At 67.1% G+C, this 12273-nt stretch carries 14 protein-coding genes and 2 pseudogenes; 11 read left to right on the top strand and 5 right to left on the bottom strand.

Annotated features, from left to right (window positions below):
* Window positions 1-97 precede the first annotated feature (97 nt).
* Window positions 98-595 carry an ASCH/PUA domain-containing protein gene (locus AC1RUS_RS10520; RefSeq protein WP_492915747.1) on the bottom strand — a complete coding sequence of 166 codons (498 nt, stop codon included), beginning with the start codon at window positions 593-595 and terminating at the stop codon, window positions 98-100.
* 177 nt (window positions 596-772) lie between these two features.
* On the opposite strand from AC1RUS_RS10520, the gene AC1RUS_RS10515 reads away from it, so the two are divergent.
* From AC1RUS_RS10515 to AC1RUS_RS10490, 6 genes and pseudogenes are all read left to right on the top strand, one after another.
* A complete protein-coding gene (locus AC1RUS_RS10515; RefSeq protein ID WP_492915745.1) occupies window positions 773-2149 on the top strand; it encodes a flavin-containing monooxygenase in 1377 nt (458 codons plus the stop codon).
* A gap of 159 nt (window positions 2150-2308) precedes the next feature.
* A complete protein-coding gene (locus AC1RUS_RS10510; protein ID WP_492915743.1) occupies window positions 2309-2560 on the top strand; it encodes a DUF2164 domain-containing protein in 252 nt (83 codons plus the stop codon).
* Window positions 2557-2649, top strand: a pseudogene (locus AC1RUS_RS10505) (hypothetical protein); the annotation flags it as partial. The gene AC1RUS_RS10510 and the pseudogene AC1RUS_RS10505, both read left to right, overlap by 4 nt.
* 142 nt (window positions 2650-2791) lie before the next feature.
* The gene (locus AC1RUS_RS10500) at window positions 2792-4234 is read left to right on the top strand and encodes a flavin-containing monooxygenase (RefSeq protein ID WP_492915741.1); all 1443 of its coding nucleotides are present in this window, start codon (window positions 2792-2794) and stop codon (window positions 4232-4234) included.
* Window positions 4235-4286: 52 nt separating this feature from the next.
* On the top strand, window positions 4287-4925 hold the full coding sequence (locus tag AC1RUS_RS10495) for a TetR/AcrR family transcriptional regulator (RefSeq protein ID WP_492915739.1): 639 nt from the start codon (window positions 4287-4289) through the stop codon (window positions 4923-4925).
* A gap of 17 nt (window positions 4926-4942) precedes the next feature.
* Entirely contained in the window at window positions 4943-5995 is a 1053-nt protein-coding gene (locus AC1RUS_RS10490; protein WP_492915737.1) for an alpha/beta hydrolase, read from the top strand.
* On the opposite strand, the pseudogene AC1RUS_RS10485 reads toward AC1RUS_RS10490, so the two are convergent.
* Window positions 5993-6148: pseudogene (locus AC1RUS_RS10485) on the bottom strand (hypothetical protein); the annotation flags it as partial. The gene AC1RUS_RS10490 and the pseudogene AC1RUS_RS10485 overlap by 3 nt on opposite strands.
* Between AC1RUS_RS10485 and AC1RUS_RS10480 the strand changes: the two are divergent.
* The 5 genes from AC1RUS_RS10480 to yihA all read left to right on the top strand — a co-directional run bounded on the left by AC1RUS_RS10480 (window position 6147) and on the right by yihA (window position 10620).
* Window positions 6147-7124, top strand: a complete 978-nt coding sequence (locus AC1RUS_RS10480) for an NADPH:quinone oxidoreductase family protein (RefSeq protein WP_492915735.1) — start codon at window positions 6147-6149, stop codon at window positions 7122-7124. The pseudogene AC1RUS_RS10485 and the gene AC1RUS_RS10480 overlap by 2 nt on opposite strands.
* Window positions 7125-7361: 237 nt before the next feature.
* On the top strand, window positions 7362-7496 hold the full coding sequence (gene rpmH, locus AC1RUS_RS10475) for a 50S ribosomal protein L34 (protein ID WP_012284717.1): 135 nt from the start codon (window positions 7362-7364) through the stop codon (window positions 7494-7496).
* 140 nt (window positions 7497-7636) lie between these two features.
* Window positions 7637-8080, top strand: a complete 444-nt coding sequence (gene rnpA / locus AC1RUS_RS10470; protein ID WP_492916290.1) for a ribonuclease P protein component — start codon at window positions 7637-7639, stop codon at window positions 8078-8080.
* Window positions 8081-8089: 9 nt separating this feature from the next.
* Window positions 8090-9952, top strand: coding sequence for a membrane protein insertase YidC (gene yidC / locus AC1RUS_RS10465; RefSeq protein WP_492915733.1), 1863 nt, complete (start codon window positions 8090-8092; stop codon window positions 9950-9952).
* Entirely contained in the window at window positions 9952-10620 is a 669-nt protein-coding gene (yihA, locus tag AC1RUS_RS10460; RefSeq protein WP_492915731.1) for a ribosome biogenesis GTP-binding protein YihA/YsxC, read from the top strand. The genes yidC and yihA overlap by 1 nt, the downstream gene beginning before the upstream one ends.
* Before the next feature lie 6 nt (window positions 10621-10626).
* Here the strand turns inward: yihA and AC1RUS_RS10455 are convergent, their stop codons facing one another.
* The 3 genes from AC1RUS_RS10455 to AC1RUS_RS10445 all read right to left on the bottom strand — a co-directional run bounded on the left by AC1RUS_RS10455 (window position 10627) and on the right by AC1RUS_RS10445 (window position 12264).
* On the bottom strand, window positions 10627-10935 hold the full coding sequence (locus tag AC1RUS_RS10455) for a hypothetical protein (protein WP_492915729.1): 309 nt from the start codon (window positions 10933-10935) through the stop codon (window positions 10627-10629).
* A 212-nt stretch (window positions 10936-11147) separates the two neighbouring features.
* On the bottom strand, window positions 11148-11900 hold the full coding sequence (locus tag AC1RUS_RS10450; protein ID WP_492915728.1) for a DUF72 domain-containing protein: 753 nt from the start codon (window positions 11898-11900) through the stop codon (window positions 11148-11150).
* Between the two features lie 61 nt (window positions 11901-11961).
* Window positions 11962-12264, bottom strand: coding sequence for a hypothetical protein (locus tag AC1RUS_RS10445; protein WP_492915727.1), 303 nt, complete (start codon window positions 12262-12264; stop codon window positions 11962-11964).
* Window positions 12265-12273 lie beyond the last annotated feature (9 nt).

Genomic DNA, 12273 nt, shown 5'->3' with positions numbered 1-12273 from the left:
CGTCCCCGGCGTGATGGCCGTCGGGGGCGAACCTCTCCCGCCATCACCTCGGTCCCTGGAGCGTGGCGAGCGATCGCCGCGCTCCTTCTTTGGGGCCTCAGGCCTTGCGGACGATCTTGGCGGCGGCGGCGTGGAAGCTGGCTTCCGCCTCGGCGGCGGCGGCCACGCCCGCATGACGGTCGGCGGCGACGCTCATCGCCGCGCGACCGGTGGTGGGGTGGGCGTAGGCGGCCGAGACCTTGCGGGCGTCGGCGCCGCGCAGGGCGGCGTTCGAGGCCTGCGTCTCGTGCCAGGTCGCCAGCTGGTCGGCGGTCAGCACGCCCTCGGCCGGGGCGTCGGGATGCGGCATCACCTCGCCAAAGCCGATGACCACGAAGCCGTGAATGACGCCGTAGTCCTCTTCCGACAGCAGGAAGGTGATCTGACGCTCCTCGACCTGGCCGGTATAGGCGTCGTCCTCGGGGTGGAACTCGCGCAGCACCAGGATGTCGCCGACCGAGAAGTCGCGGTCGTTGCGGCGGATCTCGAACCGCTTGTGGCCCGACCGCACGGCGGCGAAATATTTGGGCCAGGTCTTCAGTTCGTGGCGGGTCATGGTTCGGGCCTTCGAGTCGGACGGATCGTGGATCGCGGGGTTTCCACTTGAAGACCCTAGCGGAGGATTAACCCGGCCGCACCCGCCTGTGGAGCGTCCTTACGCCGGGGACACGTTTGACGGCTCGCATAACGCTGATACGCTTTCCTGAACAACGATAAGTCAGGCAGGGCGGAAATGACGGGCAAGCTTCCAAAGGCGTGTGTCATCGGCGCGGGCTGCAGCGGCTTCACGACCGCCAAGCGGCTGAAGGACCATGGCATACCGTACGACTGCTTCGAGATGTCCGACGACGTCGGCGGCAACTGGTACTTCAAGAACCCCAACGGCCTGTCGGCCTGCTACGAGAGCCTGCACATCGACACGTCCAAGTGGCGGCTGGCCTTCGAGGATTTCCCGGTGCCGACCGACTGGCCCGACTTCCCGCACCACGCCCAGCTGCACCAGTACTTCAAGGACTATGTCGACCATTTCGGGCTGAGACCGACCATCACCTTCAACACCCGGGTCGAGCGCGCCAAGCGCACGGACGACGGCCTGTGGGCGGTGACGCTGTCGACCGGCGAGACGCGGCTGTACGACGTCTTGTTCGTCTGCAACGGCCACCACTGGGACCCGCGCATCCCCGACTATCCCGGCGAGTTCGACGGCCCGGCCTTCCACGCCCACGCCTATTCGGATCCGTTCGACCCGGTCGACATGCGCGGCAAGAACGTCGTGGTGGTGGGCATGGGCAATTCGGCCATGGATATCGCCAGCGAGCTGTCCCAGCGTCCGATCGCCAAGAACCTCTGGGTCTCGGCCCGGCGCGGTGTGTGGGTGTTCCCGAAATATCTGAACGGCAAGCCGTCGGACAAGTCGGCCATGCCGGCCTGGATGCCGAAGGCGCTGGGCCTGAAGCTGTCGCGCGCGGTGATCAAGAAGACCATCGGCAGGATGGAAGACTATGGCCTGCCCAAGCCCGACCACGAACCGCTGGAGGCCCACCCTTCGGTCTCGGGCGAGTTCCTCACGCGAGCCGGCTGCGGCGACATCAAGTTCAAGCCGGCGATCAAGGCGCTGGAGGGCCGGAACGTCCGCTTCGCCGATGACAGCGTCGAGCGAGTGGACGCCATCGTCTTCGCCACAGGCTACAAGATCAGCTTCCCGTTCTTCGACGATCCGTCCCTGCTGCCGGGCGCCGATCACCGCTTCCCGCTGTTCAAGCGGATGATGAAGCCGGACGTGCCGAACCTCTTCTTCATGGGCCTGGCCCAGCCTCTGCCGACCCTGGTGAACTTCGCCGAACAGCAGGCCAAGCTGGCGGCGGGCTATCTGGCGGGCGTCTATGCGCCGCCGTCGGCCGAGGAGATGGTTCGGATCACGGAGAAGGACGAGGCGCGGCACCTGGGGCAGTTCTACGCCTCGGCGCGGCATACGATTCAGGTGGATTTCAATGTCTACTGCGCGGACCTGAAGAAGGAGATCGCCAAGGGCGAGAAGCGGGCGCGGGCGGCGGGGAACCGGCTGCCGGTGGCGGCTAGAGCCGCTGAGAGGTCGTCCGTTCCGGCTTAGGCCGTTGAGGACCCCCTCCGAACCTCCGCGACAGCTCCCCCGAAGGGGAGCAGCTCGCGGCGTAGATCCTCCCCCTTTGGGGGAGGTGGCCCGGAGGGTCGGAGGGGGTCCTCAACGGCGCCAGATGCTAGGCTCCCCAAAGAATCGGAGCCTCCCCAAATGCCCAAGATCGACCTCGACAAGGACACCCGCGGCAAGCTGGCCGACGGCCTGTCGCGCTACCTGAAGGACGAGCTCGACCTGGAGGTCAAAGGCTTCGACGCCCAGTTCCTGCTCGACTTCATCACCGAGCGGCTCGGGCCGTATTATTACAACCAGGGCCTCCACGACGCCCAGGCGCTGTTCGCCAAGAAGATCGAGAGCATCACCGACGCGGTCTACGAGCTGGAGATGCCGACGAAAGGGTTCTGAGTCACAAAATAGCGTGTCATCCCGGCCGCAGCGCAGCGGAGAGCTGGGACCCAGGGGCAACCGCTGTGCGCCGGCCCCTGGGTCCCGGATAGCCTCTGCGAGGCTTCCGGGATGACAAGGCTTGGGAGGCTTCTCGTAGCGGAAGCGTTGACCTCTGACACAGCCGGTCCATCATCCCTGAACAACGATCAGTCTCCGCATGACGGAGGCTGACGCCTGGGAGGAAACTCGATGGCCGACGGTTCCGTGGGGCGTCAGCGCGCGCCCGATCCCGCCCTGCCCAAGGTCTGCGTGATCGGCGCGGGCTCTTCCGGCATCGCCACCTGCAAGCAGCTGGCCGAGGCGAACATCCCCTTCGACTGCTTCGAGGCGTCCGACCGCATCGGCGGCAACTGGGTGTTCCAGAACCGCAACGGCATGAGCAGCGCCTATCGCTCGCTGCACATCAACACCAGCCGAGACAAGATGGCCTATTCGGACTTTCCGATGCCGGCCGACTATCCCGACTACCCGCACCACAGCCATATCGCCCGCTACTTCGACAACTATGTCGACCACTTCGGCTTTCGCCAGCACATCACCTTCAACTGCGCGGTGACCTGGGCCAAACGGCGCGAGGATGGCCTGTGGGAGATCACGCTGGAGACCGGCGAGAAGCGGCTCTACGACGTGCTGTGCGTCGCCAACGGCCACCACTGGGATCCGCGCTGGCCCGACCCCAAGCCGCCCGGCCATTTCACCGGCCTGGAGATGCACTCCCACCACTATATCGACCCATCGGCCCCGCATGACCTGCGCGGCAAGAAGGTGGTCATCGTCGGCTTTGGCAATTCGGCGCTGGATCTGGCCTGCGAGCTGGGCCGCAAGGAGAACGCCGAGCAGGTGTGGCTGTCGGTGCGGCGCGGCTACTGGGTGGTGCCGCGCTATTTCGGCAAGGAGGTTCTGGACGCCGGCAATCCCCATCCCAGCCAGGATCCGCCGCTGCTGACGCGCATCCTGCCCGGCAAGATGATCGCCAGGATGCTGGAAAAGAAGATCGCCGCCGTCCACGGCCGGCCCGAAGACCACGGCCTGCCCAAGCCCGACCATGACTTCGGCGCCAGCCACCCGGCCATCAGCCACGAGATCTACAACCGCATCGGCTCGGGCGACGTGATCATCAAGCCTGACATCGAAAGCTTCGACGGCCAGCAGGTGCGGTTCAAGGACGGCACGAGCGTCGAGGCCGACGCGGTGATCTGGTGCACCGGCTACAAGGTGACCTTCCCGTTCTTCGACGACGCCACCCTGGCCGCGCCCGACAACGACATCGCCCTGTGGAAGCGGATGGTCGATCCCAGGTTCGACAACCTCTTCATGGTCGCCCTGGTCCAGCCGCTGTGCGCCATGATGCCGATCGCCGAGGAGCAGTCGAAACTGATCGCCGCCTGGCTGACGGGCCGCTATGCCGCGCCGCCCGCCCAGGTGATGGCCGCCGAGCGCGACGCCATGCACGCGGAGGTCAAGTCGCACTACGTCGCCTCGGCCCGCCACACGATCCAGATCAACTGCGGGGCCTACGCCTTTGATCTGCGCAAGGAGCTTAAGCGCGGGATCAAGCGGGCCAAGGCGCTGGGAAATCCCCTGCCGATTCAACCGCGAGCGGCGAAGGTCTTGCCCCATGCGGCGGAATGAGGCTCAAATCATGACGGGGCGTCAGGATCGCCTCGCCGTCGAGTCGCGTTCCATGTCGAATATCGCCTACTTCCCAAAGGCCCCCGTCGTCGACGACCGGCCCGGCAAGCGCGAGCGCACCAAGGTCGCCAATCGCCAGGCGATCCTCGACGCGGCGCGCGAGGTGTTCGGCGAGTTGGGCTATGACGGCGCCACGGTGCGCGACATCATCCGCCGCACCGGCCTCGCCTCGGGCACCTTCTATAACTACTACAAGTCCAAGGAAGAGGTGTTCGACGCCCTGGCCGACGACGGCGCGCGGCGCTTCCGGCCGCTGCTGCGGGTGGAGATCGACAAGGCCGTCGACTTCGAATCCTTCCTGCGCGGCGCGATCAGCGCCTATTTCGTCTTCGTCGCCACCGAGCAGGAGAACTGGCGGCTGAACCGGCCGGCCGGCGAGCAGATTCCCCACGCCCGCGCCACGCCCGAGATCGTGGCGGTGTTCGACGAGGTCCGCGAAGGCTTCGCCAAGGTGCTGGAGCTCGACCACGCCCCGGCCGTCGACCTCGACTACCTGACCGCCGCCTGCATCGCCGTGGCCCGCGAGATCGGCGACAAGATGCTGGAGCGCCGCCCGGTCGACACGGCCGGCGCCGCCGACTTCGCCGTCAAGATGATCCTGGGCGGCTTGCCCGCCCTTCCCAAGCTTTAGTCCCGCCCGGAGCCCGCATGGCCGACGTCCAGAAGTTCGTCCTCAAGACCATCCTCTCCCTGCCCAGCCCGGTCCTGCGGGCGATGTCCGGCGGCGGGGTGGTCTATCGAGGCGGGCGAACCCTGGACCCACGTTTCCAGTTCTTCGCCCACGCGGCCAAGAAGCTGCCGTCGATGACCAGTCTGCCGCCCGACGTCGCCCGCGACGCCAGCGCCAAGGGCTTGCTGGCCGTGTCGGGGCCGCCCGAGCCCGGCGTCCGCAACGAGGCGCTGTCCATCGACGGTCCCGGCGGCCCGCTCAAGCTGCGCGCCTATCGACCGGCCGAGCAAGACAGTTCGGCGCCGCTGATCGTCTTCGCTCACTTCGGCGGCGGGGTGATCGGCGACCTGGAGACCTGCCACGCCTTCTGCGGAATCCTGGCCAAGATCGCCAAGACCGCGGTGCTGTCGGTCGATTACCGTCTTGCCCCTGATCATCGCTTTCCGGCGGGGCTGGACGACGTGCTGGCCGCCTATCGCTGGGCGCGCGACAACACCGCCCGCTTCGGCGCGGCCCAGGTCCCGCCGGCGATCGGCGGCGACAGCATGGGCGGCAATTTCTCGGCCATCGTCGCCCAGGAGATGCAGCGCCTCGGCGAGCCTCAGCCGGCCCTGCAGCTGCTGATCTATCCCGCCGTCGACGTGGCCAGCGAAAGCGCCTCGATGGCCACCTATGCCGACGCCTATCCGCTGAGCCGGCCGATCATGGACTGGTTCATGGGCCACTATATGGGCCCCGACGCCAATCCGGCCGACCCGCGCCTGTCGCCCAACAAGACCGAGGACCTCTCGGGCCTGGCTCCGGCGGTGGTGGTCACGGCCGGCTTCGATCCGCTGGTCGACCAGGGCGAGGCCTACGCCAAGCGGCTGCAGGCGGCCGGCGTGCCGGTGACCTATCGCTGCTACGACAGCCTGGCCCATGGCTTCACGGCGTTCACCGGCGCGGTGCCGGCGGCCGACGCGGCGTGTCGCGAGATCGCGCGGCTGGTGCGGGCGGCGTTTGATCAGCGGGCCGCCAGCCCATCGGCATGATCCAAAATTCTTGTCATCCCGGAAGCCTCGCAGAGGCTGTCCGGGACCCAGGGGCCGGCGCACAGCGGTTGCCCCTGGGTCCCTGCTCTCCGCTGCGCTACGGCCGGGATGACAAGTTATTTCCGGTTCCAAGGGGATGAGGCCACTCACCATGCGCGCCCTCGTCGTCGAAACCCTCGCCCCAGACTTCGCCGGCTGCGCCGTCCGCGACGTCCCGACCCCAGCCCCCGGTCCCGGCGAAGTCCTGGTCCGCGTCCGCGCCGCCAGCGTCAACTTCCCCGACCTGTTGATGACCAAGGGCGAATACCAGTTCAAGCCGCCCACGCCGTTCACGCCGGGCCTGGACCTCTCGGGCGAGGTCGCCGCCCTCGGGGACGGCGTCACGAACTTCCAGATTGGCGACGCGGTGGTTGGCGGCGCGCGGCTGGGCGGGTTCGCGGACTATGCGGTGCTCTCCGCCGAGGCCCTCAAGCCCAAGCCCGAACGGCTGTCGTTCGCCCAGGCCGCCGCCTATGGCGCGGCCTATCTGACCGCCTATGTCGCCCTGGTCCGCCGCGCGCGGCTGGAGCCTGGCGAGTGGGTGCTGGTCCATGGCGCGGCAGGCGGGGTCGGGCTGGCGGCGGTGGACCTGGCCAAGGCGCTGGGCGCTCGAGTGATCGCCGCCTCGGCCTCCGACGACAAGCTCGCGGCGATCCAGGCCCTCTACGCCCCCGACGCGACCATCAACGTCACCGGCGGCTTCCGCGAGGCGGTGAAGGCGATCACGGGCGGGGAGGGGGCCGATGTGATCTACGACCCCGTGGGCGGCGACGTCTTCGACGAGAGCACCCGCTGCATCGCCTTCGACGGCCGGCTGCTGGTGATCGGCTTCACCTCCGGGCGGATCCCGACGGTCTCGGTCAACATGCCGCTGATCAAGGGCTTCTCGGTGATGGGCGTGCGGGCCGGGGAATACGGCCGCCGATTCCCCGACAAGGGCCGCGAGAACGGCGAGGCGGTGTGGCGGATGGCGGACGAGGGGGTGATCAAGCCGCACGTCCATGCTGAACTTCCGTTGGAGCGCTGGCGGGAGGCGTTCGAGCTGCTGAGCGAGCGCAAGGTGGTGGGCAAGGCCGTGATCACGCCCTAGCCCCCTCCTGACCGCTTCGCGGTCGTCCTCCCCCATAGGGGGAAGATGAGACGGCGCACTTCATCTTCCCCCTATGGGGGAGGAGCGCGAAGCGCGGAGGGGGCAAGTCTCGCGGAAAAGGACCTAAGTCCCCGCAGCGACTCAGGTTGACAGCCGCCGCCCGTTCCCTTATCCACCGCCCCTCACTCGCGGGGCCTCACGGTTCTCGCGTCCCACTATTATACTCGGAGCCACCTCGTGAAGCGGACATTCCAGCCGTCGAAGCTCGTGCGAGCCCGCCGTCACGGCTACCGCGCGCGTATGGCCACCAAGAACGGCCAGAAGATCGTTGCGCGTCGCCGCGCCAAGGGCCGTAAGCGCCTGACGGCCTAAGAGCGGTTCATCCCGCTCTTTTCTCCCGCTCGCGGGAGGCTTTAGACCATGACAAAAGCCGCCTTTTCCCAGAGCCTGACCTCAGGTTTTCGCCGGAAAGGGCGGCTTTTTTCATGACCGCGACGCAAGCCGGCGCGGCCATGTCCGACGCCGTGAAGATCGAGCGTCTGAAAAAACGCCCCGACTTCCTGAAGGCCGCCAAGGCGCCGGCCCTGTCGCGCGGCGCCGTCTTCATGCAGATGCGGCCGCGCCAGGACGACGATCCGCTGATCCGGGTGGGCTTCACCGCTACCAAGAAGATCGGCGGCTCGGTCGAGCGCAATCGCGCCAAACGTCGCCTGCGCGAGGCCGCTCGTCTTTTGTTGCCCCTTCATGGCCGCCCCATGTGCGACTATGTGTTCATCGCGCGCGGCGGCACCCGCAGCCGCGAATGGGGGCGTTTGCTTGACGATGTGAAAACCGCGCTGATAAGCCTCGCGGCCGAACATGATCGCGCGGAAGTCCGGGCCCGGCAGGCCGCTTCCGCAGATCAATCCGACACCCCTTCTAGCGCTCACGCGCCCGATCCCTCCGTTTCCGGTTAAGTCATCCCAATGCAGAACGACAACAAAAACACGTTGATGTTCATCGTCAGCGCGTTCGCGATCCTGATCGGGTACCAGTTCTTCGTCCTGGGTCCGCAGCAGAAGAAGGCGGAAGCCCAGCTGCAGGCCAAGAAGGCGGCCGAAGCCAGGATGCTGGCCACCCAGCCGGGCGTCGTGCTTGGCCCGGACGGCCAGCCCGCGCCGCTGAAGCTGTCGCGCGACGCCGCCAAGGCCCAGAGCCCGCGCGTCGCCGTCGACACCCCGGCCCTGTCGGGTTCGATCTCGCTGAAGGGCGGCCGCATCGACGACCTGTTCCTCAAGCGCTACGCCGAAACCACGGCCAAGAATTCCCCGCCGGTCGAGCTGTTCCGCCCCGAGGGCGCCGAGCACGCCTGGTTCGCCGATTTCGGCTGGGCCGGGGCCAACCTGCCGGGCCTGCCCGACAGCCGCACCGTCTGGACCGCCGCGCCGGGCCAGGTGCTGCGTCCGACCACCCCGGTGGTGCTGACCTATGACAACGGCCAGGGCCTGGTGTTCACCCGCACCGTCTCGGTCGACGACCAGGCGATGTTCACGGTGGCCGACAGCGTCCGCAACCAAGGCGGCGCCGCCCTGTCGCTGGCCCCCTACGCCACTGTGCAGCGCCAGGGCATCCCGGCGACGCTGGGCAAGACCGGCATCGTCCACGAAGGCGCCATCGGCGTGTTCGGCTCGGCCGACGGCAAGGGCCACGATCTCAAGCAGTCCAAGTACCAGAAGTGGAAGAAGGACAAGCCGCTCGAGACCTTCACCTCAAAGGGCGGCTGGACCGGCATCACCGACAAGTACTGGCTGGCGGCCCTGATCCCCGACCAGGCCCAGGACGTGACCGCGCAATACCGCGTCACCCAGGCCGGCCCGGTGGACATCTATGACGTCAACTTCGTGGGCCCGACCAAGTCGCTGGCCCCCGGCCAGACCCTGACCCAGACCACCCGCCTGTTCGCCGGCGCCAAGACCGTACCGCTGCTGCGCAGCTACGAGTTCGCCGGCTCGCCGCCGCCGTGGTGGAAGTTCTGGGACGGCAAGCAATCGGTGATCCCGCGCTTCGACGACGCCGTCGACTGGGGCATGTTCCGCTTCTTCACCCGCCCGATCTTCAACATCCTGGAGATGTTCTACAAGCTGGTCGGCAACTTCGGCGTGGCCATCCTGCTGCTGACCGTGGCCCTCAAGCTCGTCCTCTACCCGATGGCCGACAAGAGCTACGAGTCGATGGCGAAGATGAAGAAGATCGCCCCCGAGGTCGAAAAGCTGAAGGTCAAGCACAAGGACGACCCGGCCAAGCAGCAGCAGGAAATGATGGCGCTGTACGCCAAGGAGAAGATCAATCCGATGATGGGCTGCCTGCCCATGCTGATCCAGATCCCGGTGTTCTACTCGCTGTACAAGGTGCTGACGGTCACCATCGAAATGCGGCACGCGCCGTTCTTCGGCTGGATCCAGGACCTCTCGGCCCGCGATCCGTCGACCTTCATGAACCTGTTTGGCCTGATCCCCTGGGATCCGGCGACCGCGCCGCTGATCGGCACGTTCCTGGGCGGCCCGCTGCACATCGGCGTCTGGCCGCTGCTATACGGCTTCACCATGTGGCTGACGACGTCGATGAACCCGCCGGCGGCCGACCCGGTGCAGCAGAAGATCTTCCAGTTCTTCCCGATCGTGTTCACCTTCACCCTGTCGCAGTTCTCGGTCGGCCTGGTGATCTACTGGTGCTGGTCGAACGTTCTGACCATCTTCCAGCAGTACATCATCATGCGTCGCTACGGCGTCGAGAACCCGATCGACAAGATCATCGCCCGCTTCCAGGGCAAGAGCGTTGCGACCACCTGATGACTGAACCCAACTTCGCCGCCTCGACCGATCCCGTCTTCACCGAGGAAGAGATCGAGGCGGCGCGGGTGCTGTTCGCCCAGCCCGTCGCGTTCATGATGGGGGCCGTCAAGATGGACGGCCTGCCCGCTCCGATCGCGCCGGAAGTGGCCTTCGCCGGCCGCTCGAACGTCGGCAAGTCCAGCCTGATCAACGGGCTGGTCGGCCAGAAGTATCTGGCGCGCGCCTCCAACGAGCCGGGCCGCACGCGCGAGATCAACTTCTTCCTGCTGGCCGAGAAGCTGCGCCTGGTCGACCTGCCGGGTTACGGCTTCGCGCGGGCGTCGAAGACCACGGTCAGCAAGTTCCAGGACCTGGGCCGGGCCTATCTGCGCGGCCGCGCCACGCTCAAGCGCGTCTACCTGCTGATCGACTCCCGCCACGGCCTCAAGAAGGTCGACGCCGAGGCGCTGGACGCCCTGGATATCGCGGCGGTTTCCTACCAGATCATCCTGACCAAGGCCGACAAGCTGAAGCCCCACGAGGTCGAGAAGGTCACGGCCGAGACGCTAAAGGCCATCGCCAAGCGTCCCGCGGCTTTCCCGCGCGTGCTGGCCACCTCGTCCGAGAAGGGCCTGGGCATGCCGGAGTTGCGAGCCGAGATCGCCCGGGTCTGCCTGGACGAATAGGGGCCTTTACAAGCCCAGCCGCCGGTAGGTGGCGGTGCAGCGGGCCTTGCACTGGGCCCAGTCGGTCGGACAGTTCTCGTCGACCGTGCTCGACGCGCAGAAATAGTAGGCGCGGGCGCAGCTGGCCCGGCACTGACCCACGTCGCCGCCCGGCGTGTTGGACGCCAGCGGGATCGGCGATTGCAGCACCACGCTGGGCGCCGTGGCCGGCGCGGCCGCGACGGGCTTTGGCGCGATGACCACGGTCTTGGGCGCGGCGCCGGCCGTGCCGGCCAAGGCGAAGGTCATCAGCATCAGGGCGGGCACGCGGCGCATGGTCGGCAGATTAGCGCGCGCCGGGTTAAGGTTTGGCTAACCATGTTTTGGCGGTCGGCCGTGACGCCCCCTCCGTCATGTCGCGTATTCGCGCCATGCCACCTCCCCCGTTTCACAGGGGAGGAGGTCGCGTCTTCTCCTCACCCGTGGAACGGGGGAGGTGGCGCGATGCGAATACGCATCGTGACGGAGGGGGCGTCCGGCGCCCGCCCCTACTTCAGCTTTTCGATCAGCGCCATCGCCGCCGCCGGATTGCGCACTTTCGCCCCGGCGATGAAATAGGCGAAGACGTCGCCGCGCTTGGCCCAGGCCTTGGTCTGGTCGGCGATGCCGTCCAGTTCGTCCGAGGTCATGCCGGTGGGCTCGTCGGGCTTGCTCGACATCAGGCGGGCATAGGTGAAGTCGGCGGTCGGCGCGTCGATGCAGGGCCAGGTCGGCTCCTCGTCGTCGACGGCGTAGACGATGGCCGCGCCGTACTTGGCGGCCAGATCGTAGAATTCCTGGGTGGCGAAGGTGGGGCTGCGCACCTCCAGCGCGTGGCGCGCCGGGCACCCGCCGATCTCCTTGGGCAGCAGCTTCAGGAAGCCCTCGAAGTCGACCGGATCGAACTTCTTGGTGGCCATGAACTGCCAGTTGATGGGGCCCAGCTTGTCGCCGAGCTCTTCCAGGCCCTGAGCCAGGAATTTCTCCATCGAGTCGTTGTTTTCCGACAGCACCCGGCGGTTGGTGCAGTAGCGGCTGGCCTTGACCGAGAACACGAAGTCGTCGGGCGTCTCGTCGCGCCACTTCTGCCAGCTGTTGGGCTTGAAGGTGGAATAGTAGGTGCCGTTGATCTCGATGCTGGTGACGTTGGACGAGGCGTATTTCAGCTCGTCTTTCTGCTTGAGCGTGTCGGGATAGAACACGCCGCGCCAGGGCTCGAACGTCCAGCCGCCGATGCCGGCTCGGATCACGCCTTTGGACATGTTCGTTCCCTTCCTGTTCCGCCGCGCACCCTAGAGGAGCGCGGCGGTTGTCGGCAAGAGCCTAGCGGCGGGGCTGGAGTTCCTGGACCTCGACCTGGCTGGTGCGCTTGTCAAACACGCAGATCGCCTTGCCGCGCGCGCCCTTCATGTGCTTGGGCCGGTACGTGCCTTCCACGGTCGAGACGGTCACCGACTGGAACGTGTCGCCATAGGCGGTGACGCGGGTGTTGCGCAGCTCGCTGGCGGCCTTGATGCAGGCGCGGTCGGAGCGGTCGCGCAGGTCCTTCCAGGCGGCGTCGCTGGAGGCCAGGGCGGGAACGGCCGACAGGGTCAGCAGGGCGGCGGCGGTCAGGGCGAGGCGCATGAGGGAGGT

The organism is Caulobacter sp. GW821-FHT10F06 (assembly GCF_058809215.1).
This window is presented reverse-complemented; position numbering and strand designations above follow the sequence as displayed.

Coding starts and splice junctions, on each gene's coding strand:
- AC1RUS_RS10515 (WP_492915745.1), top strand. CDS start 773: ATGACGGGCAAGCTTCCAAAGGCGTGTGTCATCGGCGCGGGCTGCAGC.
- AC1RUS_RS10510 (WP_492915743.1), top strand. CDS start 2,309: ATGCCCAAGATCGACCTCGACAAGGACACCCGCGGCAAGCTGGCCGAC.
- yihA (WP_492915731.1), top strand. CDS start 9,952: ATGACTGAACCCAACTTCGCCGCCTCGACCGATCCCGTCTTCACCGAG.
- AC1RUS_RS10500 (WP_492915741.1), top strand. CDS start 2,792: ATGGCCGACGGTTCCGTGGGGCGTCAGCGCGCGCCCGATCCCGCCCTG.
- AC1RUS_RS10490 (WP_492915737.1), top strand. CDS start 4,943: ATGGCCGACGTCCAGAAGTTCGTCCTCAAGACCATCCTCTCCCTGCCC.
- AC1RUS_RS10450 (WP_492915728.1), bottom strand. CDS start 11,900: ATGTCCAAAGGCGTGATCCGAGCCGGCATCGGCGGCTGGACGTTCGAG.
- AC1RUS_RS10480 (WP_492915735.1), top strand. CDS start 6,147: ATGCGCGCCCTCGTCGTCGAAACCCTCGCCCCAGACTTCGCCGGCTGC.
- yidC (WP_492915733.1), top strand. CDS start 8,090: ATGCAGAACGACAACAAAAACACGTTGATGTTCATCGTCAGCGCGTTC.
- AC1RUS_RS10455 (WP_492915729.1), bottom strand. CDS start 10,935: ATGCGCCGCGTGCCCGCCCTGATGCTGATGACCTTCGCCTTGGCCGGC.
- AC1RUS_RS10520 (WP_492915747.1), bottom strand. CDS start 595: ATGACCCGCCACGAACTGAAGACCTGGCCCAAATATTTCGCCGCCGTG.
- AC1RUS_RS10495 (WP_492915739.1), top strand. CDS start 4,287: ATGTCGAATATCGCCTACTTCCCAAAGGCCCCCGTCGTCGACGACCGG.
- AC1RUS_RS10445 (WP_492915727.1), bottom strand. CDS start 12,264: ATGCGCCTCGCCCTGACCGCCGCCGCCCTGCTGACCCTGTCGGCCGTT.
- rnpA (WP_492916290.1), top strand. CDS start 7,637: ATGTCCGACGCCGTGAAGATCGAGCGTCTGAAAAAACGCCCCGACTTC.